Origin of the sequence: Lysinibacillus sp. JNUCC-52, assembly GCF_015999545.1 — a bacterium.
GTDB lineage: Bacteria > Bacillota > Bacilli > Bacillales_A > Planococcaceae > Lysinibacillus.
The window spans coordinates 863151-882548 of the sequence record NZ_CP065546.1; the positions used below are offsets into that span (position 1 = coordinate 863151).

Sequence of the window (19398 nt, forward strand, 5' to 3'; positions counted from 1 at the left end):
TATCATTACTTCTGGTTAAGCATTCGGACAAAGTAACTTTGTCCTCAGGAAAATTCGATCTAATAGGAGGTCTTTTGACATGAGATTAGAAGGTAAAGTAGCAATCGTTACGGGAGCAGCTTCAGGAATGGGAAAAGCAATTGCAGAAGGTTATGCAAAAGAAGGTGCTAAAGTTGTTGTTTCTGATTTAAATTTAGACGGAGCAAAGGCTGTTGCGGATAGTATTCAAGCAAATGGCGGCACAGCTATTGCTATACAAACAAATGTCGCTTCAACTGAAGACATGCAACACTTATTTGATGAAACAAAAAGTGCATATGGTAAATTAGATATTTTAGTTAACAATGCGGGCATTATGGATGGTATGGAACCTGTTGGTGAGATTTCGGACGAGCGTTGGGATAAAGTATTTGCGGTAAACACAACTGCTGTTATGCGTTCAATGCGCATGGCAACAAAGATTTTCCTAGAGCAAGGACATGGTGTTTTCGTTAATAATATTTCTGCTGGCGGATTATATGGTGCACGTGCTGGTGCTGCCTATACTGCATCTAAACATGCGGTAGTTGGTTTAACAAAAAATACAGCATTTATGTATGCAAACCAAAACATCCGTTGTAATGGTATTGCACCAGGTGCTGTTATGACAAATATCGCTGCATCAATGACGAATATGAGCGAAGTTGGTGCGGCTCGTCAGTCACTAGGATTAGCAATCAATCCACGTGCTGGACAACCAGAAGAAATAGCTCAACTTGCTATTTTCTTAGGCTCAGATGAAGCAAGCTTTGTGAATGGACAAGTCATTGCCGTTGATGGTGGATGGACTGCTTACTAAACCCTATATAAAAAGCACTCAAAGGACATACATGACCTTTGCGTGCTTTTTTCGACCTTTATGCTTTTTCTGTTGCAATGCGTATGCCAATTCCTACTAACATAACGCCTGCAATTTTATTAAATATTGCCTGCACTGTCTGTTTCATAAACCATTTTCGAATAACATTCATAACGAGTATCACAATGCCCAACCAGACAATCGATAACGCGATTAAAATGCCTGCCAACACGATTAATTGAGTGTTAATATTAAAATTTGGCTGAATAAATTGTGGCATTAATGTTACATATAAAAGCAATGTTTTTGGGTTTAATAGATCTGTCGTAATGCCTTGAGTCATACAGCTAAGCGATACGTTTTTTTCTCCATCTATCTCTATAGGTAGCTCCTCTTGCAACATCATATTTTGTGCTCTAGCACGCCAAGATTGAATGCCTAAATAGATTAAATAAGCAGCACCTGCATATTTTATCGTTAAAAATACGACCATTGATTTAGAAATAATCGTAGCTAGTCCTAATACAGCAAGGGTTGTCCAAACGACAAGGGCAAGAATAATCCCCACCATTGTAAAAAAGCCTGCTTTCTTTCCATGTATGATTGTATTTTTTAACACTAGCAGTGAATCCACCCCTGGCACCATAACAATCATCAATGCCACTGCTGTAAACATCCAAATCTCATGCATATGCTCACTCCTTAAAACAATACTAAGTATCATTATAAATTAAATTAAATAAATTTTCTGCATATAATATTTTCTTATATAAAAGCACACACATTCATTTTTTGTATGTGTGTGCTTTTGCATGTTTTAGTTAATTGTTGCTACTTTTTTTGAAGGCATTGCTAATCCAATAATGACACCAACTACAGCTGGTAATATCCAACCTAAACCAATATCATATAAAGGTAATATATTTGAATACAGCTCTGCTACTGAATCCAATACACTTAATTTTGCAGCAGGCATACTATTTACTAGTGCATTGTAGCCGTCAATTAGGCTAACAAAAAATGTTAAGAACATTGCAGATGCATAAACGGCTTGCTTATTGTTAAATAATGAAGAGCTTAAGGCTAGTAAAATAAGAACAATCGCAAGTGGATATAAGAACATTAGCACTGGAATAGCAAATTGAATAATATTATTCAAACCAAAGTTGGCTATTGAAAATGATACTACGCACAAAATGAAAACAAACCATTTATAGCTAATTTTCGGGAAAACTTCATGGAAAAATTCACTACAAGAAGTAATTAAGCCAATACTAGTTTTTAAACAAGCTAGTACAATAATTACTGCCAATAAAATAGCACCAAATGAGCCGAAATAATGGTCTGCTACTGCTGCAAAAATTAAACCACCATTATCAAATGTTCCGACAGCTTCAATACTAGATGCACCCATATACGTAATGAGCCCATAGATTAAAGTCATTAATGCCATTGCGAAAATACCCGATTTCCATGTTGCCTTAGCAATTTCTTTCCGATCAGTAATACCCGCATTTTTAATAGCATTAATTACGACAATACCAAATGCTAGTGATGCTAATGCATCCATCGTATTGTAGCCTTCTTTAAAACCTGTCATAAAGGAAGACTGGATATAGTCACCTATTGGCTGTTGGAAATGCCCCATCGGCTTCACAATACTGATAATAATTAATATAAATAATACGACTAAAAAGGCTGGTGTTAAAACCTTACCGATATAATCCATAATTTTCGCTGGATTTAATGAGAAATAATAGACTATTGCAAAAAATATGAAGCTAAATACGGCTAATAAAATTGTTGTATACTCCGCACTAATATATGGTTCAAAGCCAACGACAAATGGTACTGTCGCAGTTCGAGGAATTGCAAAAAAGGGACCAATTGTTAAGTATAGCGCTAGTGAAAAAATAACGCCAAATAAAGGATGAATACGGCTCGCTAAATCACGCAGACCATTACTGCCCGATAAACCAATCGCTAAAATGCCCAAAAATGGCAAACCGATTGCTGTAACTAAAAAGCCGATCAGTGCAAACCAGAAGTTTGTTCCTGCTAGTTGTCCAAGTTGGATTGGAAAAATAAGGTTCCCTGCTCCAAAATACAGTCCGAATAACATTGTGCCAATGACTGCATAAGTAGAAAAAGGTATTTTCTTTTGCATAATTGATGTACTCCCTTGATGTGTTTGACTATAGCAAATTACCTTGGCGTAATTCAATTCAGATTATTATGTGCTTACTCGAAAAGCCTTCTAAAAAATCTGGGGCATTCGCCAGGGCTTTAACTGTTTAAGCGTTTCTCTTCGTGCAAGTGACAATTTTTAGCTTGTCTCACTTCTCAGTTTTGAGAGTTATGCTAAAAAAGTTAAATCGAATGAATTTTCACTACAATTTCACTATGGTAACAGGCATTTATTATAAAAACAATAGTTTTTTCGAAGTTGATTACTAAATGCACAGTTGCTAGCTAATAAGTAAAAATTTTAAAATGAAAAGAGCTGTCAGAAGACAGCTCTTAGTTTGCAACAGACCACTCAATATGGTTTAAAAAATTATATACATCTTCATAAACTTTTTCACGTTCTTTATCTAATGTAATGATATGACCTGAATTTTCATACCATATAATTTCTTTATCATCAGTTTTAACTGTATCTAAAATAAACGGAGCGCTTTGTTGGTATAGCTCATCGTCTAATAATCCTTGCAATACTAAAGTTGGTGCTTTAATTGCTGGTAAATCTTCACGTGTTTCTTCTGTTAAACGAGTAACACCGTCTAAGGAATCTTTTGGTGTAATTCGTAATTCATGTAATTCAGAAATAATTTGGTCTTTTGATTTGTTTTCAAAATGTTTATATAGTCTTGCGTAATTATATAAACGTGTAAATAAACCTTTTGAGCTATCGCGTGTTATCGGCGCACACATGGCAACAACTCCTTTAACAGGAAATTGCTCTGCTACTTTTAACGAAAAGACACCGCCAAGTGAAATTCCTACTACTGCGATTTCTTCATGGCCTTTATTTTTTAGGAAGTTGTAGCCTTCTACTACATCATTCCACCAGTCTTCAGGCTTTGTTTCAAGTAGGGCTTCTGGTTCTACCCCATGACCACTATAAATAGGTGCATGAACTGTATAACCACGTGTTGATAAAAATTCCCCTAGCTTTTTCACATCTTTTGTGCTACCTGTAAATCCATGCAGTAATAGTACGGCTTTTTTGCCTCCCTCAATTGTTAGAGGTTGCGGCTTTGATAACTTCATTTTATAATATCCCCTTCACGGAAATTTGTATTTGTGTATTTTATGTGTCTATCTTAACACCCTTTATTCATAATGTACAATTTATAGTTTTTATCGATTCGATACTTTTCATGCATGAATGGTGTGAGGTTGAAGCCTTGTATAATCACTCTTTGCGGATGCTTAGAAATAATAAAAATTACTTTATTAAAATTACTTTGTTTTCCCTTATAAAATTTTTCCACGTTGCCTATACTTCCTATACTTTTACCGTTATAATGCAGGTAACTAATAGAAATACTATTAATGGAGGTGGGAAAAATGGAATGGCAACAATTGGAATATTTTGCAACGGTAGCAAAACTTGAACATATGACACGTGCTGCGGATGTATTAGCTATTTCACAGCCTGCACTAAGTCGCTCAATCTCTAAGCTTGAGGAGGAATTAGGTGTACCTTTATTTGACCGCCAAGGACGCTCCATCATGCTAAATCGCTATGGAGAACAGTTTTTATATCGTGTGCAGCGTATGCGCAAAGAATATGAAAAGGCAGTTTTAGAATTACAGGAGCTGAATAATCCTGAGCTTGGAGACGTGTCACTGGGCTTTTTACATACACTTGGAACAAGTATTGTACCTGATTTGATCCGCGCTTTCCGTCAGCAACATCCGCAAATCCGCTTTCATTTCACGCAAAACTATTCACACTCACAATTAAAACAACTACTTGCTGGTGAGCTCGATCTGTGCCTACTTGCAGCTATTAACACTGAACCACCTGTATGTTGGAAGGAACTATGGCGAGATGAGCTTTACATTATGGTGCCGATTGATCATCATCTTGCCAATCGGAAAAGCATTACAATGAAGGAACTAGAAAATGAAAATTTTGTATTAATGAAAAAAGGCTATGCATTACGACGGACTGCGGATCGATTATTAAATGCTGCAGGCATTAAGCCTAAAATTACTTATGAAGGAGATGAGGTCTCTACCGTTGCGGGATTTGTAGGGGCTGGCCTTGGCGTATCACTACTACCTGATGATGAAGATCTTAATCCAAATAAAGTCGTAAAAATTCATGTTGAAGATATGGTCTGTGAACGTATTATCGGAATGGCTTGGATTGAAAATCGTTACCTTTCACCTTCCGCTCGACAATTTCAGAAATTTGTCTTTGATTATTATGAAAAAATGGGACCTGCTAAAAACAACGACTAAAAGCGGAAGGATGCATTTATGCATTCTTCCGCTTTTAATTTATACTTGAAGAGTTATGATTGAAGGAAATTCATTACTCCCCTATATATTTAATTTGATAAGAAAACATATCCGTGGTATCTCCGCTAATTTCAAAAAGCCCTTGCCTTGCCATCGTAAAAATTCGATATTCTAAAAAGGCGTCGCTCATATAGTCCTCGTTTTTATTGATAGTTTGCCCAATGACAGTCGCTGGTGAAAGCCAGAACTCCTTGTTTTTATCTTGTAAATCTTTTGCACATTCAATAATTGTTGCATCGTAAATATTCTCTTCTGCGTAAACAACACCATTTTGCCAAACTCGCAATGTACTTGGGTTTTGCTTGAGTTCTTCCCATTCTTTAGCAAGTCGCTGACACTCTTCCAATGAAAAGCGCTTAGCGTCAGGTCGTAGTTTCATAAGCATATCTGCTGATAATTCTCCTGTATGGTGAATGGACATATCTGGATGAATTCGCTTTAAAGCAACAGTTGCATCTATACCAAATACCATGCTGCATTTATTTATAAACTCACTCATAACATAGCGTAACCCAATTTCTTCATGTGTATTTTGGCTATACCAAATCCATACATCCATATCACAAGGAATACCTGCGATTGATCTCGTCCACATCTTATGAATGTCTTCGTATAATGCTCGTTCTTCTTTATCTCTAAAAATATTAGTATTTAACCATTGCTTTCGATTTTCCAAACTTGTAAGTGGTCCAATCGAGAAAATATCATTGACACAAATGACCGACTCTTCTCGCTGTAAATGGTGTTGTCGTATCGCGTGTTTAATAGAACCTTGTGCAGATAAACTAAAGGTAATATGTAAAATTGCCATATAACCTCCTCCTTTTATTGTTTACTTAGTGCGATCTGTATACCGATAAAAGTAAATAGTATGCCTTGTACCATATTCAAACGTTTAGCGATTGCTGGCTTCCCTATAATGACTTTTCTAACTTTCCCCGCAAAAATACTAAATAACGAGAATAGAATGAGTGCCTGTACTAAAAATACAATACCCAAAATAAGCATTTGTAATGCCACATGGCCATGTATTGGGTTTACAAACTGTGGCAATAGTGCTAAGAAAAATAAAGAAACCTTTGGATTTAAGACATTCATCAAAATGCCTTTACGATACAGCGAACCTAAAGCTTGAATATTTTGTTGATCCAATGTAAAAGGATCATCCTTTGCTCGAAATGATTGCCATGCTAAATATAGTAAATAGGCAGCGCCTGCAAATTTGACAATCGAAAAGATGACCGTCGATTGATAAATAATAGCTGAGATTCCTAAAACTGCAGCTCCGATATGCACAAGTAAACCTGTACATAAGCCTAATGAAGTAGCAATGCCTGCCTTTTTATCTTGTGTAATGCTTTGTGCAAGGACAAATAAATTGTCTGGTCCTGGCATTAACGTTAAAATGATGGCTGCTCCTAAAAACGTCACTAACGTTGAAATTTCCAACTCTTCCCCTTCTTCCCACTGCTTATAAAAAAAAACATAATTAGAATGGTTTTATTTTCATTATACTACACGACACTCGCTACTTTAGTTGTGAGTTTATGACTATATATAGAATTTTTTACAAGAAAATTATTGTTTCGATTAATGCTCGTTCAAACAACATTTTCTTTGTTTATGCATTATAATGATAATAAACACTAGATATTCAGTTTACATTGCATTGGAAAAGAGGGGAGCCGACGATGGCAGTAAGCGATATAGTTCAAGAATTTGAGGACGAGCAAGGGAATGTTTTTTATAAAATGAAAACACATGATGTCGACGTTCAAGCAATGCAATCTTCTGGTTTAGCACCAGTTCTTACGTATTGGCTTAGCGAAAAAGATATTACAGAGGATATCCGAAATTTACGTTTTAGCCCAAGACCCCCATCAAGTTATATACAAGATTATGATGCATTTCAGTCAATGCTCTATGCAAAAGAGCAACGTGCCATCAATCAACTCTATGAAAAAATGAGCATTAAGCCAAAAAATATGACAACAGGAAAACAATTATTATGGAGTTTCTTTGTTATGATTTTGGCGATGTTGCCTTTATTAGTTGCCATTTGGTGGTTTAAATAACCGTTTTTAAATTATTAGGACATTCATTTTAATATGCGAGTGTTCTGATCTTCACCTTTTTGTCCTCATTTATACAGATTTTTTCTATTCAGCTTGACAGACTCACAGAAGTAGTGCATTCTTTATTCAATTACTAGTACGAACGAGTGCCGTTTTCATTATATATGGTACGGACCTCTGCACAAAAAACAATAAAAATAAAGCGAACGAAGACTAGTACGTAGAAACTAATTGCTAAGAGAGCGATGCCCACCGGCTGCAAGGCATTGTACAAAAAAGTCTACAGAACCTACTTCGTGAAACGTCCTAGCAAAAACTAGGCGCAGTCTCAAGCGTTATGAGGAAAGTGGAATATCTCAAGATATTCAATGTAGGTGGTACCACGGAAAGCAACCTTTTCGTCCTAATTTTTTAGGATGAAAAGGTTTTTTTATTGTTATTTCATGCTGTACAGCGGGTGAGACAACGAATGGTGAACTGGGGGAAATGGAATGGAAAGAAAAAGAATCGTCGTAAAAATTGGCAGTAGCTCCTTAACAAATGCAAAAGGCGAAATTGACAAAGTACGCTTAATGGATCATGTGCAAGCTATTGCAGAATTAAAAAAATGTGGTCATGAAGTTTTGCTTGTTTCTTCAGGAGCTGTTGCAGCGGGTTTTAAACATTTGGGCTACCCTTCTCGTCCAGTAACAGTAAAAGGGAAACAAGCTGCCGCCGCAGTTGGCCAAAGTTTACTTATCCAAACGTACCATGCGCTATTTAGTATTTATGATATTACGCCTGCACAGATTTTACTTACACGCACGGATTTTTCGAAAAAAGAACGCTACAAAAATGCCTATGCAACATTTGAGGAATTGTTAGAACGTTCGATGCTCCCAATTATAAATGAAAATGACACTGTATCTGTTAGTGAGTTAACATTTGGCGATAATGATATGTTATCGGCACTTGTAAGTGGACTTGTCCATGCAGACCAGCTCATTATACTTACAGATATTAATGGCTTATACGACGCAAATCCCAATAAAAATCCGCTAGCTAAGCGCATTGATCGTTTAACCGAAGTGACTGATGAAATGCTTGGCTTTGCTGATGGTGCAGGCTCAAAAGTCGGAACAGGTGGAATGGAGTCTAAACTTTTGGCTGCGCGAGCAGCTTTAAATGCTGGTGTGAAGGTATTTATCGGCACTGGTGATGGTGCGCATAAACTTGTCGATATTATGAATGGTCATGGAGATGGGACATATGTTGAGCATGAGGCGCTCGCTATATTAACAAATAATAAACAGTGGATTGCACTTACGGAAATTTCTGGTAAAATTTTTGTAGATAACGGTGCTGAAATTGCCTTGCTAGAGAACGGTAAAAGCTTGCTACCAGCTGGTGTCTACCGTGTTGAAGGAGACTTTGAACATGGTGATGTTGTAGAGGTTTATTGTGAAAATAGACTTCTTGGTCGTGGCGAAGTTTTATACTCCTCACTTGAGTTAGCACATGCAATGGGAAAACGGACCGATGAATTAACGAACTATCCAATAGAAGTTATTCATCGAGATAAATGGTTAAAAATACAAACGAATTAAGGAGGAATAAAGATGACAAGTGAAGTATATCTAAAGGGACAACGCGCAAAGGCAGCAAGCTATGTATTAAATATTAAAACAACTTGCGAAAAAAATGATGCACTACTAAAAATTGCTGAGCAATTAATCAACGATCAGGATGTACTCATTGCAGAAAATTTAAAGGACTTAGCAAGTGGCAAAGAAAAAGGTATGCCCCCTTCTACCCTTGATCGCATTATGTTAAGCAAAGATCGTATTTCAGCAATGGCCGATGCTATTCGTTTACTTGTAACATTAAATGATCCCGTTGGCACAATCCTTGAGCGTATTGATAAAGAAAACGGACTACTTATTGAAAAGCGTATGGTACCAATTGGCGTAATCGGCATGATTTATGAGGCGAGACCAAATGTAACTGTTGATGCTGCAACATTATCGTTGAAAACTGGAAATGCCGTTATTTTACGAGGAAGTTCCTCTGCTAAATTTTCAAATATTGCGCTTGTGGCAAGTATTCACAAAGCGCTTGAAAAAACATCTATCCCTGTTGATGCAGTGCAACTAATTGAAGATACGAATCGTGAAACGGCAAAGGAATTATTCCATTTGAAAGAATACCTAGATGTATTAATTCCTCGTGGAGGCAAAGCCCTTATCGATTTAGTCGTTCGTGAAGCTTCAGTACCAGTGCTTGAAACAGGAGCTGGTAATTGCCATATTTATATTGACCAAACTGCTGATTACATAAAAGCAGAGACAATTTGTCTGAATGCCAAAACACAACGTCCTTCTGTTTGTAACGCGGCTGAAAGCTTACTCATTCATCCTGACTGGTTTTGTGAACACGGTTCAAAGCTGTTAAATGCGATGCACGATGCTGGAGTGACAATTGTCGGTGATGCAACGGTTTGCCAAACCGTAAATTTCGCGCAGCTCGCTACAGAGGAAGACTTTGCAACGGAGTACTTAGATTTAAAAATAAGCGTTAAAGTTGTCGAAAACGTCTTTGAGGCTATTGAGCACATTAATCAATACGGTACAAACCACTCGGAAGCTATTATTACTGAAGATCAACTTGTAGCAGACACATTTTTAAATAATGTAGATGCCGCAGCCGTTTATCATAATGCATCTACTCGCTTTACAGATGGCTTTGAATTCGGCTATGGTGCCGAAATCGGTATTAGTACACAAAAATTACACGCACGGGGGCCAATGGGCTTACCAGCATTAACATCTACAAAGTATTTTATCCATGGAAATGGGCAAATTCGTCAGTAACAATTAGTTACCAATATTACAAGCCGACAGTAAACTACACTGTCGGTTTCTTTACTAGCATAATCACTTAACAACCAGTAGCTATTGTATGTCTACTAGAAAGAAGGTTTGATATGAATATTTCTGCAGTAATAAAACTTACTGTATCGATGGCCATTTTCGGCTCCATCGGCTTTTTCACCATTCATACTGGTTTACCAGCTATAGAGCTAGTCTTTATCCGTTGTATTTGTGCTACTCTCTTCCTCGGCTTTTTGTGGCTAATGACAGGTGGCCATAAAACCGAAGTATGGGACAAAAAAGAAGTAGCACGCACACTACTATGCGGTGTCTTTATCGTATTGAATTGGGTATTTTTATTTAAAGCATTTGAAGAAATGTCAATCTCCATTGCTATTTCAATTTATAATCTAGCACCGATTTTTGTGCTTATATTAGGAGCTCTGTTGTTAAAGGAAAAAATGACAGTACAAGCACTTGTCGCAACATTGACTTGTTTTATCGGAAGTATTTTTATCATCGGTCTACATAATTTTATTTCATTATCTGAATTTATGCAGTCTGGCTTCGTTTGGGCGTTACTCTCTGCTCTCTTTTATGCATTTACAATGTTAACGAGCAGAACGATACAAAATTTAAGCTCCTATGCCCTTACGTTTATACAAACAACAGTTGGTATCGTCATGCTTTTACCTTTTGTGGATTTTTCACTATTTGAAGTGTTAACAACAACGAATTGGCTTTATATTTTAGGTACAGGTTTTATTCATACTGGATTCGTTTATTATTTATTTTTCGATAGTATCCGCAACCTTTCTACGATACTAGTGTCTGTTTTAGTATTCGTAGACCCTGTTGTAGCTATTTTATTAGATATGCTATTGCTGGATTTCATGCCGAGCATTATGCAAACTGTTGGCATTGTTTTAATATTTGGGGGAATTTTTTATACGATTTACCTCCCAAAGCAAAAAGCTAAGTTATCGTAAAAGGGGGTATTATATGCGTAAATTGTATACAATCGGTGAGCTGTTAATTGACTTTACCCCTACTGAACAAAGTGACTCGCTTTGTTCAGTAGAACAATTCACAAAAAATGCTGGAGGGGCCCCTGCTAATGTAGCTGCGGTCTGCGCAAAATTGGGGCACCCCGCTGCCCTACTATCACAAGTAGGGAAAGATGCATTTGGTGACTTTTTAATCGATACCGTCAAACAAGCGGGCGTAAACATCCAATATATTGCGCAAACAACTGAAGGTGAAACAAGCCTCGCCTTTGTATCTTTGTCAGCAGATGGTGACCGAGATTTTTTATTTTACCGCAGAAATGCCGCTGATTTACTATATCAACCAGAACAATTACCAGCTAATTTACTTACAGCAAAAGACATCCTCCATTTTTGCTCGGTGAACTTAGTGGACAGTCCGATGAAGCAAGCACATGAGGCTATCATTGAGCAAGCACATCAAACAGGCTGTCTCGTTTCTTTTGATCCGAACGTACGACTCCCTCTTTGGCAAGACGCTGAATTATGTCAACAAACGATTTTAAATTTTATTCCGCGCGCGCATATCGTAAAACTTTCTGACGAGGAACTATCATTTTTAACGCATCTAGACGATGAACAACATGCCGTTCAATCATTATTCCAAGGGAAGGTCCAAGTTATTTTTGTAACCCATGGTGCACAAGGCGCTAGTCTTTATACGAGGCAACAACATGTGAAAGCTGCTGCTGAGGTTGTGCAAGCAATTGATACGACAGGTGCAGGCGATGCCTTTATCGGAGCCATCTTAAGTGTTTTATTGCAGAAAAACATAACAGCAGAGACAGTCGAAAACTTTTGCGAAACGTTTGCTACGCCTCTCCTTACCTATGCGAATCATTATGCAGGTGCATCCACAACAAAACATGGTGCCATCGCATCTTTTCCAACGAAACATGATATTCCATTATCGTTTTAAATCAAAAAACTCCATTTTGAAATAATTCAAAATGGAGTTTGCTTTATCAATTTTCTTCAAAATCCATACATATTCGATCAGTCATTAATGAACCGACGAATTGGCTCACACGAACATGGTCAGGGTGAATTTGATATTGTTGCAAATGTTCTTCACTTTCAAATAGACTGTTTAATACTACTTGTCGATTACTAGATGCTAATGGATTTGTGATAACATGTAATGAGATAATTCCACTAATTTTATCTGTTAGGCTTTCTAACTCTGTTTTGACGATTTGTGCATTTTGCGCTTGTTGCTCTTCGTTAAATTCATCTTTATGATTCCACATCACAATATGTCTAATCATGTACATATCCCCTCCTACACATCTTTTTTAATAATCATATAGAGTCGTCTATTAAATTTCAATACTAGTAATTTTGACAATTTTTATTTTTTTGAACAATATTCGTAAATTTATACGTCTAATCATTAAAAGACAAGTAAGGTGGTAGTTTTATGGAGCAGCTAGTGGACGAATACGGTGAATACCTATTCCATCTAAGCTATTTATATGTGAAAGATCGGCAACTCGCTGAGGAAATTACGCAGGATGTATTTTTTACATTTGCCATAAAGGGCGACGCTTTTCGCAAAGATGCATCATTGAAAACGTATTTAACAAGAATATTAATTAATCGCTGTCACGATGAATTACGCAAAATAAAGCGCAAAAACGTCCTGCAATTTTTAACACCCTTTTGGACGAACGAAAAATCTGCCGAACAGGAAGTCATGCGCCAACAGCAATTTCTTTCGTTAAAACAAGAAGTAATGAAGTTACCGATTCACTATCGGGAAGTCATTATATTGTTTTATTACGAGGAATTTGAGGCATCGGAAATAGCTGATTTGCTAAATCTTTCTCAAAACACAGTTCGCACGAGATTACGTAGAGGAAAAGAATTACTGAAATCAAAGTTATCGGCACATACGGAGGTGTTTATCCATGAATGATTTTAAAGATCAATTAAAGCAAGAGCTTCGTGCAGATGTTCCATTTACTGAGGACATGAAACAGCGTATGCTTATGCCGAGCCACCCAAAAAAAATACAAACTAAAACACAGTATTGGAAAGTACCCTTAATTACGCTGACATTTGTTTTGATTTTAGGCCTCGTACTGATATTGCAATTCACACCGTATGAACTGCACGAGGCAACTGCTGCAAAAACGGTAGCAACATTACCAGCAGATCCCCATGACCTTATAGAACTACTGCAAAAAAATGAAACAGTACTACCAATTATTGATTCCAAAGGGAAATTGGTGATTGATCCTACTATCTCCTTTGTAATGGGTAAACAGTACATATTATCCCATTTTCCAATGGTGGTTGACCCAGATGCAAAAATCGAAGTAGGTGATTATATTGCATATTCCGATAAATTGGATATTATAGTTACCCCTGTATTTGGTATCGAAGGCGATAAAGTACAAACATCGAATGGACAAGTAACATTAAATGGTGAGTACCTTGCCTTGCCAGGCGCTGTAGCTCCAGTACAATTCACACAGCCCGAACAACAGGAAATATATAAATATTATTTTAATAGTCGCTTCCATATGGATGCTGCTAACATGAAAACGATAGATGTGGACCTTGAACCGTTACGTGAAGAGGAGTACGCCGTTTATATGAACAATAAAGGTGGGACCATTGAAGTAGTAAATGCTAAAGCATTAATCGGTAAAGTTGTCGGAGTAAAAAAACTAGAACCAACCTTTACATTAACCGCCAAGGAACAATCACTTTATAATGCATTTAAAGAAAATTATGATTTAAATGTCCTTAAAGGGGTTAAACCACTGTCCATTGCAAAAATGTATGTCATTTCAGAAGCACAAGGGGACTACTTAACACATTATTCATTAGTGGCGAGACAAACACGTTCGGAAATTGAAGAGTATATAGATAACCAAAAATTTAAAAAATATTATTATACAAAGGAAATTCAGATGCTTATTAGTGCTTATAATTATAATGGTATTGAGAAAGCAGAATTTGAACAACTAAGTGAAACGCAAGGCACTATAATTTTAAGATTCAAGGATTTTACATTAAATATTAATTTCGTTAAAAATGAACAAGGTGTATGGCATCCTAACACTAAGTAAATTTAATAAAAAGGTCTTCTCAAAAATCATTTAAGAAGACCTCTTTTGTTTCAATTCTTTGACTCACAAAGTTAAGCTTTGTTAAATTGCTTTTTCATTAAAATATGCGGAATACCTGCGTCCATATATTCTTCACCTGTACGCGTATAACCGAGCTTCTCATAAAAGCCTTCTGCATATACTTGCGCACTTAGCTTCGATTTCGTTAAGCCCTTTTCTTGTGCTAACTTTTCTAGCGTTTGAATAATCACTTTTCCTAGCCCATATTTGCGGTATTCCTCTAAAATACAAATTCGCTCAAGCTTCCCATAGCCATCTACAACACGTAAACGACCTGTACCAACTGGCTGCGCATTGTAATACACAAGAATGTGATCACATAGAGCATCGAGTGCATCAAATTCATCGTATTCTTCTGATGCAGGAATTTGTTGTTCTTCTATAAAGACCGCTTTCCGAATAGCAAAAGCTGTTTGTAAGTCATTTTCTGTTGTAATTAGTGTTGTTGTCATGTAGAGTACCTCCTCGAATTTTACATGCGTAATCTATTTAGTATAGAACGTTTTTTAACTCCATGACAATAGCTGTTTTTTACGATTTTGAACGAGGATCCAGATAATCACGTAAGGCATTGCTCAGCATATACAATCCTAACACTAGCAGCGTAATTGCTCCTCCTGGGGCAAATGTATACCAAGATGCTTTCACTAAATACGCTTGAGAATCTTTTAACATGCGTCCCCAGCTAGGATTTGGTGGTTGTACACCAAGCCCTAAATAACTAAGTGCTGCTTCAGCGAGCATTGCTGTCGCAAAAGTAACCGTGGCAGCAACAATAATTTGTGAGGAAATATTGGGTAAAATATGACGAAACATTATTTTATAGGGCTTTACTCCAATTAATTTAGCAGCTAATACATATTCGGCATCACGATGTTGGACATAACCACTACGTGCTATTCTAGCGATGGCTGGAATGGCGATAACCCCGAGTGCTATCGCCGTATTGACTACGCCAGGTCCGAAAACAGCCACTAACATTAACGCTAAAATAATTCCTGGAAATGCCATTAAAGCATCCATCAAACGCATAAAAATTTCATCTACCCAGCCACCGATATATCCCGCTACACCTCCGATTAAAATACCAAATGATGAGCCGATGAATACTGTTAATAAACCGACCGCAAATGCTGTTTGGGTGCCTTTCATCATCCGACTAAAAATATCACGCCCGAATTCATCTGTCCCAAAGAGATACTTACTACTTGGACTGTGCAATTTTTCTGGTATATTCATCGTATTGACATCATGCGGTGTATAAAAGAAGCTAATGACCATTACAAGTAAAAATCCGACGATGACGAGTAGACCAATGATTAAATTTATATTTTTCATGTAGCGCTGTATAGTTTGCATTGCATCCACCTCTCATCGTAATCGGATTCTTGGATCTAAAACAGAATATAAAATATCGACGATAAAATTAATTACAACTACTGCAACTGTAATATACATAACAATCCCTTGTACTAAAGGGAAGTCTCGATTACTTATAGCAGTAATTAGTAGCTGGCCCACACCTGGCAATGAAAATACTTGCTCGACAATAATTGTTCCTGCGACCACTTCTGTCATAATTAATCCAAAGACCGTTAATATCGGTATCATCGCATTTTTTAAAACATGCTTATACATGACATTTTGCTCTGACATGCCTTTACTGCGTATTGTTCGAACATAATCAAGTTGCATTTGCTCTAAAATAGCCGTTCGCACGTAACGGAAGTTGACAGCAATTTGAGGTATAGCAATTGTTAACGCTGGAAGGACAAGCGTACTTAACGCACCAGATATACTTTGTGTCCATGGGATATAGCCACTAATTTTAAAAAAGCTAAATTTCATTCCGACATATAAAATAAGCATCATACCTAGCCAAAATGAAGGGACAGCCATGCCGATTTGTGTCAATGTCGATAATGACACATCACTCAGCTTATTTTGTCGTCTCGCTGCAAACATGCCAAGCGGCAAAGAAACGAGTAATACAATGGTTAGTGTGAGCAATGCTAATGACATCGTTACAGGAAGTCTATCAAACAATAAATCTTTTACAGGCATTGAGAAACGAATTGAATTGCCTAATTCCCCTGTCAATAACCCCTTCATCCAATCAGCGTATTGTTCATAAAGGGGTCGGTCCAAACCAAGCTCAGACCGCAAATTTTCAATTTGTGTAGGGTCTGCTTCCGTTCCTAACATTGTTCGAACAGGATCCCCAGGTAAAATTTGAAAAACACCAAATGTAATGATCGACACTAGAAGAATTGTTGTTATTAACAGGATGAATCGACGTATAATATACATCATTTGTAATCATCTCTTTCTAGTTTGAGAATTTTACCTCCGACATATCGTGGAACCAGAATGGATAGCTCTTCAGACCTGTCACTTGTTTATCAGACCCCCACACGATTTGGTAATCAGCCACATAAACGGACACTGCCTGCTCTGCTAAAATTTGTTGTGCACGTTGGTAGTAGTCGATTTGCTTTGCAGTATCTGTTTCTTTTAAGACGTCTGCCATAATTTTGTCGTATTCCTCATTTTTAAATAAGAAGAAGTTTTCACTGTCATTTGTAGAAATATAGTCATTTAGTATTTCAAAGGCAGATGCACGCCCTGTTAAATCGATCGTTGTCATATTATAGTCGCGGCCGAAGTACACACGATCAAGCCAAATCCCCCACTCCACTACTTCAATTTCTACATCCACACCTATTTCCTTTAAGTTTGCCGCAACAATTTGCGCTATATTTGAATAAATATCATTATGTGAAGATACAGTAATTTTTGTTTTAAAGCCGTCTGGGTAACCCGCTTCTGCTAATAATGCTTTCGCCTTTTCCACATCAAGCTTGTACATGTCTTCTAAACCTTTCTTTTGATAGTCCCCCATCGCTGGACTCATGTTTGAGCCAAGTGGTACGGCATAGCCTGCAAATACTGAATCAATAATATCCGATTTACTAATCGCATAGTTCATCGCCTGTCGTACTTTCACATTATCAAATGGCGCTTTCGTTTCATTAAACGTCACGATTAAGGAAGAGTTATTGTTTTGATGCGATAAATGATGACTACTCTCAACTTCATTAACACGTTGCCAAGGAACACTTGTTAAGTCCACCTCATTTGCCATTAGGCTCATAATGGCTGCTTGATCGTCCGATTGGAAGGTAAAAGTTACTTTATCTAAATAAGGCAAACCTTCCTTCCAATAGCTATCATTCTTTTTCAATATTAAATTTGAACCAGGCGCGTATTTCACATAGGCAAATGGGCCAGTCCCTATTGGATTTTCATTGTGTTTGCCATCATTACTTTTCGGAATAACTGCTGATTGACGAGCAGTCAGCGAATATAAGAAATTAGAATTCGGTTCTTTTAACTTAATAACAAAGGTCGAAGCATCTGGTGCTTCAGTAGACGCCACATTATCAAAATTATTGGACATTTTTTCTCCACCACTTTTGCCCATTAAGCGATCAAAAGAATATTGAATATCTTCAATTGTTAACTCCTCACCGTTATGAAATTTTACACCTGGACGGATTTTAAATGTATAGGTTAAACCATCTTCTGAAATCTTATAGCTTTCCGCTAGTCCTTCTTTTAATGACCCATCTGTTTCAGGTGCCATCAGCCCTTCAAACATATTAAGAATCATTTGGTAGGATATAGACGCTGTCGCTTTATGAGGATCTAAAAAATCTGGGTCATCATTAATACGGACAACAATTTCTTGCGGTGTTTCTGTTGTTACAGGCGCGTTTGTACTGACTTGATTTGTATTTTTCTTGTCCTCTTCATTTGAACACGCGCTAATAATCAGCCCAACTAGCAATAACAGCATTAGTACAAACCAATTTCTACTCTGCTTCAAATTGTTTCTCCCCCTTTGCCTCTTGAACATATTTTGAAATACTTATATAGCTTTCAACCTCTTCTAATTTTGTCGCACATTTTACCCCAGCAATAATGGCTTGCTCTACGACCTTGGTTGCCAAGTGTCCAAGATAGTCCACTGGATACGTTTGATGCCCTGTACCTAAAACAAAAATCGTATCACCATCTAACATTGTATGAACAGGATAAATTGTTCGGGCTAACGCATTTTGTGCAAGCTGTGCAATTTTTTTCGCCTCTGCCTTTGATAACTTAGCATTCACAGCAACAACGCCAATGGTCGTATTTGTGCCAGCCAGTGCCTGTGATTGTCCATGCTCTTCTAAATAAGTACAGCTATCCAGCCATTGTCCCGTTTCTCGGTTACGAGCTCCCGCAATGGTTGCTCTGGTATTAGGATCTTTAATATCACCGACTGCATTTACCGCTACAAGGGCTCCTGCAACTAGCCCCTCCTTGCCTTCTAGTGAACTACTGCCTAATCCTCCTTTCATACAATATTGAGGACCTGCTAGCTTCCCAACTGTTGCACCATATCCCGCGCCAATATTGCCGTTTTTAAAAGAGCCAACTGTCGCATTTTTCGCCGCCTCATAGCCCATTTGTGCTGTTGGTCTTGTATGTGCATCACCGATAAATAAATCAAACAATACCGCACTTGGTACAATCGGTATTTTTGCAATACCTGCATCTACTCCAACACCATGCTCCTCTAAGTAAGACATCACACCTGTTGCGGCATCTAAGCCAAATGCACTCCCACCAGCTAAGCAAATACCATGCACTTGCTGAATTTCATTGATGGGATCAAGAGCATCCGTTTCACGAGTACCTGGTGCAGAGCCTCGAACATCGACGCCACATACTGCGCCATCTTCTACTAGAATGACGGTGCATCCCGTTATACCGTCTTTATTTTCTGCATGACCTACCTTCACGCCAGGTACGTCTGTTATATTGCCAAACATTTAAACACCTCCTCTTTGAATAATAAATTGAATA

General features: G+C 37.5%; 20 protein-coding genes. 9 read left to right on the forward strand and 11 right to left on the reverse strand.

All coding sequences use genetic code 11. The features are described 5' to 3' along the window. The first annotated feature begins 79 nt into the window (after positions 1 to 79). Positions 80 to 838: an SDR family oxidoreductase gene (locus JNUCC52_RS04650; protein WP_337981542.1), complete on the forward strand. Its 759-nt coding sequence runs from the start codon at positions 80 to 82 to the stop codon at positions 836 to 838. A gap of 58 nt (positions 839 to 896) precedes the next feature. Here JNUCC52_RS04650 and JNUCC52_RS04655 read toward each other — a convergent pair whose 3' ends face one another. From JNUCC52_RS04655 to JNUCC52_RS04665, 3 genes are all read right to left on the reverse strand, one after another. Continuing rightward, entirely contained in the window at positions 897 to 1529 is a 633-nt protein-coding gene (locus JNUCC52_RS04655; RefSeq protein ID WP_337981543.1) for a LysE family translocator, read from the reverse strand. Between the two features lie 126 nt (positions 1530 to 1655). Next, on the reverse strand, positions 1656 to 3005 hold the full coding sequence (gene brnQ, locus JNUCC52_RS04660) for a branched-chain amino acid transport system II carrier protein (RefSeq protein ID WP_337981544.1): 1350 nt from the start codon (positions 3003 to 3005) through the stop codon (positions 1656 to 1658). A 353-nt stretch (positions 3006 to 3358) separates the two neighbouring features. Then, the gene (locus JNUCC52_RS04665; RefSeq protein WP_172771105.1) at positions 3359 to 4111 is read right to left on the reverse strand and encodes an alpha/beta hydrolase; all 753 of its coding nucleotides are present in this window, start codon (positions 4109 to 4111) and stop codon (positions 3359 to 3361) included. A gap of 300 nt (positions 4112 to 4411) precedes the next feature. Between JNUCC52_RS04665 and JNUCC52_RS04670 the strand changes: the two genes are divergently transcribed. Continuing rightward, on the forward strand, positions 4412 to 5314 hold the full coding sequence (locus tag JNUCC52_RS04670) for a LysR family transcriptional regulator (protein ID WP_172771104.1): 903 nt from the start codon (positions 4412 to 4414) through the stop codon (positions 5312 to 5314). Positions 5315 to 5387: 73 nt separating this feature from the next. On the opposite strand, the gene JNUCC52_RS04675 is transcribed toward JNUCC52_RS04670, so the two are convergent. Both JNUCC52_RS04675 and JNUCC52_RS04680 read right to left on the reverse strand, forming a co-directional pair. Then, positions 5388 to 6185 (reverse strand): DUF1835 domain-containing protein, encoded by a 798-nt coding sequence (locus JNUCC52_RS04675; RefSeq protein ID WP_172771103.1) that lies wholly within the window; start codon positions 6183 to 6185, stop codon positions 5388 to 5390. A gap of 14 nt (positions 6186 to 6199) precedes the next feature. Further along, positions 6200 to 6823 (reverse strand): LysE family translocator, encoded by a 624-nt coding sequence (locus JNUCC52_RS04680; RefSeq protein WP_172771102.1) that lies wholly within the window; start codon positions 6821 to 6823, stop codon positions 6200 to 6202. A 242-nt stretch (positions 6824 to 7065) separates the two neighbouring features. On the opposite strand from JNUCC52_RS04680, the gene JNUCC52_RS04685 reads away from it, so the two are divergent. From JNUCC52_RS04685 to JNUCC52_RS04705, 5 genes are all read left to right on the forward strand, one after another. Next, complete coding sequence (locus JNUCC52_RS04685) at positions 7066 to 7449, forward strand: sodium:proton antiporter (protein WP_337981545.1); 384 nt, start codon at positions 7066 to 7068, stop codon at positions 7447 to 7449. Between the two features lie 491 nt (positions 7450 to 7940). After that, entirely contained in the window at positions 7941 to 9035 is a 1095-nt protein-coding gene (gene proB / locus JNUCC52_RS04690; protein WP_337981546.1) for a glutamate 5-kinase, read from the forward strand. A 12-nt stretch (positions 9036 to 9047) separates the two neighbouring features. Continuing rightward, on the forward strand, positions 9048 to 10298 hold the full coding sequence (locus JNUCC52_RS04695) for a glutamate-5-semialdehyde dehydrogenase (protein WP_337981547.1): 1251 nt from the start codon (positions 9048 to 9050) through the stop codon (positions 10296 to 10298). A gap of 113 nt (positions 10299 to 10411) precedes the next feature. Next, a complete protein-coding gene (locus JNUCC52_RS04700; RefSeq protein WP_172771098.1) occupies positions 10412 to 11287 on the forward strand; it encodes a DMT family transporter in 876 nt (291 codons plus the stop codon). 13 nt (positions 11288 to 11300) lie between these two features. Further along, positions 11301 to 12263, forward strand: a complete 963-nt coding sequence (locus JNUCC52_RS04705) for a carbohydrate kinase family protein (RefSeq protein WP_337981548.1) — start codon at positions 11301 to 11303, stop codon at positions 12261 to 12263. A gap of 46 nt (positions 12264 to 12309) precedes the next feature. Here the strand turns inward: JNUCC52_RS04705 and JNUCC52_RS04710 are convergent, their stop codons facing one another. Next, positions 12310 to 12612: a Dabb family protein gene (locus JNUCC52_RS04710; RefSeq protein ID WP_337981549.1), complete on the reverse strand. Its 303-nt coding sequence runs from the start codon at positions 12610 to 12612 to the stop codon at positions 12310 to 12312. A gap of 152 nt (positions 12613 to 12764) precedes the next feature. Between JNUCC52_RS04710 and JNUCC52_RS04715 the strand changes: the two genes are divergently transcribed. Both JNUCC52_RS04715 and JNUCC52_RS04720 read left to right on the forward strand, forming a co-directional pair. Continuing rightward, a complete protein-coding gene (locus JNUCC52_RS04715) occupies positions 12765 to 13262 on the forward strand; it encodes a sigma-70 family RNA polymerase sigma factor (RefSeq protein ID WP_337981550.1) in 498 nt (165 codons plus the stop codon). Continuing rightward, positions 13255 to 14424, forward strand: a complete 1170-nt coding sequence (locus JNUCC52_RS04720) for a hypothetical protein (RefSeq protein WP_337981551.1) — start codon at positions 13255 to 13257, stop codon at positions 14422 to 14424. The genes JNUCC52_RS04715 and JNUCC52_RS04720 overlap by 8 nt, the downstream gene beginning before the upstream one ends. Before the next feature lie 71 nt (positions 14425 to 14495). Here the strand turns inward: JNUCC52_RS04720 and JNUCC52_RS04725 are convergent, their stop codons facing one another. The 5 genes from JNUCC52_RS04725 to JNUCC52_RS04745 all read right to left on the reverse strand — a co-directional run bounded on the left by JNUCC52_RS04725 (position 14496) and on the right by JNUCC52_RS04745 (position 19364). Continuing rightward, entirely contained in the window at positions 14496 to 14936 is a 441-nt protein-coding gene (locus JNUCC52_RS04725) for a GNAT family N-acetyltransferase (RefSeq protein ID WP_172771093.1), read from the reverse strand. 79 nt (positions 14937 to 15015) lie between these two features. Next, the gene (locus JNUCC52_RS04730) at positions 15016 to 15843 is read right to left on the reverse strand and encodes an ABC transporter permease (RefSeq protein ID WP_172771092.1); all 828 of its coding nucleotides are present in this window, start codon (positions 15841 to 15843) and stop codon (positions 15016 to 15018) included. Between the two features lie 12 nt (positions 15844 to 15855). Then, positions 15856 to 16797, reverse strand: a complete 942-nt coding sequence (locus tag JNUCC52_RS04735) for an ABC transporter permease (protein ID WP_172771091.1) — start codon at positions 16795 to 16797, stop codon at positions 15856 to 15858. A 16-nt stretch (positions 16798 to 16813) separates the two neighbouring features. Then, the gene (locus tag JNUCC52_RS04740) at positions 16814 to 18343 is read right to left on the reverse strand and encodes an ABC transporter substrate-binding protein (RefSeq protein WP_337982183.1); all 1530 of its coding nucleotides are present in this window, start codon (positions 18341 to 18343) and stop codon (positions 16814 to 16816) included. A 16-nt stretch (positions 18344 to 18359) separates the two neighbouring features. Continuing rightward, positions 18360 to 19364 carry a P1 family peptidase gene (locus tag JNUCC52_RS04745; RefSeq protein WP_337981552.1) on the reverse strand — a complete coding sequence of 335 codons (1005 nt, stop codon included), beginning with the start codon at positions 19362 to 19364 and terminating at the stop codon, positions 18360 to 18362. Positions 19365 to 19398 lie beyond the last annotated feature (34 nt).

What these genes read in the sequence shown, in the direction of transcription:
- JNUCC52_RS04710 (WP_337981549.1), bottom strand. Translation starts at nt 12,612, where the DNA reads ATGATTAGACATATTGTGATGTGGAATCATAAAGATGAATTTAACGAA.
- JNUCC52_RS04745 (WP_337981552.1), bottom strand. Translation starts at nt 19,364, where the DNA reads ATGTTTGGCAATATAACAGACGTACCTGGCGTGAAGGTAGGTCATGCA.
- JNUCC52_RS04740 (WP_337982183.1), bottom strand. Translation starts at nt 18,343, where the DNA reads ATGCTGTTATTGCTAGTTGGGCTGATTATTAGCGCGTGTTCAAATGAA.
- JNUCC52_RS04715 (WP_337981550.1), top strand. Translation starts at nt 12,765, where the DNA reads ATGGAGCAGCTAGTGGACGAATACGGTGAATACCTATTCCATCTAAGC.
- JNUCC52_RS04730 (WP_172771092.1), bottom strand. Translation starts at nt 15,843, where the DNA reads ATGCAAACTATACAGCGCTACATGAAAAATATAAATTTAATCATTGGT.
- JNUCC52_RS04655 (WP_337981543.1), bottom strand. Translation starts at nt 1,529, where the DNA reads ATGCATGAGATTTGGATGTTTACAGCAGTGGCATTGATGATTGTTATG.
- JNUCC52_RS04695 (WP_337981547.1), top strand. Translation starts at nt 9,048, where the DNA reads ATGACAAGTGAAGTATATCTAAAGGGACAACGCGCAAAGGCAGCAAGC.
- proB (WP_337981546.1), top strand. Translation starts at nt 7,941, where the DNA reads ATGGAAAGAAAAAGAATCGTCGTAAAAATTGGCAGTAGCTCCTTAACA.
- JNUCC52_RS04665 (WP_172771105.1), bottom strand. Translation starts at nt 4,111, where the DNA reads ATGAAGTTATCAAAGCCGCAACCTCTAACAATTGAGGGAGGCAAAAAA.
- JNUCC52_RS04705 (WP_337981548.1), top strand. Translation starts at nt 11,301, where the DNA reads ATGCGTAAATTGTATACAATCGGTGAGCTGTTAATTGACTTTACCCCT.
- JNUCC52_RS04720 (WP_337981551.1), top strand. Translation starts at nt 13,255, where the DNA reads ATGAATGATTTTAAAGATCAATTAAAGCAAGAGCTTCGTGCAGATGTT.
- JNUCC52_RS04725 (WP_172771093.1), bottom strand. Translation starts at nt 14,936, where the DNA reads ATGACAACAACACTAATTACAACAGAAAATGACTTACAAACAGCTTTT.
- JNUCC52_RS04670 (WP_172771104.1), top strand. Translation starts at nt 4,412, where the DNA reads ATGGAATGGCAACAATTGGAATATTTTGCAACGGTAGCAAAACTTGAA.
- JNUCC52_RS04685 (WP_337981545.1), top strand. Translation starts at nt 7,066, where the DNA reads ATGGCAGTAAGCGATATAGTTCAAGAATTTGAGGACGAGCAAGGGAAT.
- JNUCC52_RS04700 (WP_172771098.1), top strand. Translation starts at nt 10,412, where the DNA reads ATGAATATTTCTGCAGTAATAAAACTTACTGTATCGATGGCCATTTTC.
- JNUCC52_RS04650 (WP_337981542.1), top strand. Translation starts at nt 80, where the DNA reads ATGAGATTAGAAGGTAAAGTAGCAATCGTTACGGGAGCAGCTTCAGGA.
- JNUCC52_RS04735 (WP_172771091.1), bottom strand. Translation starts at nt 16,797, where the DNA reads ATGATGTATATTATACGTCGATTCATCCTGTTAATAACAACAATTCTT.
- JNUCC52_RS04675 (WP_172771103.1), bottom strand. Translation starts at nt 6,185, where the DNA reads ATGGCAATTTTACATATTACCTTTAGTTTATCTGCACAAGGTTCTATT.
- brnQ (WP_337981544.1), bottom strand. Translation starts at nt 3,005, where the DNA reads ATGCAAAAGAAAATACCTTTTTCTACTTATGCAGTCATTGGCACAATG.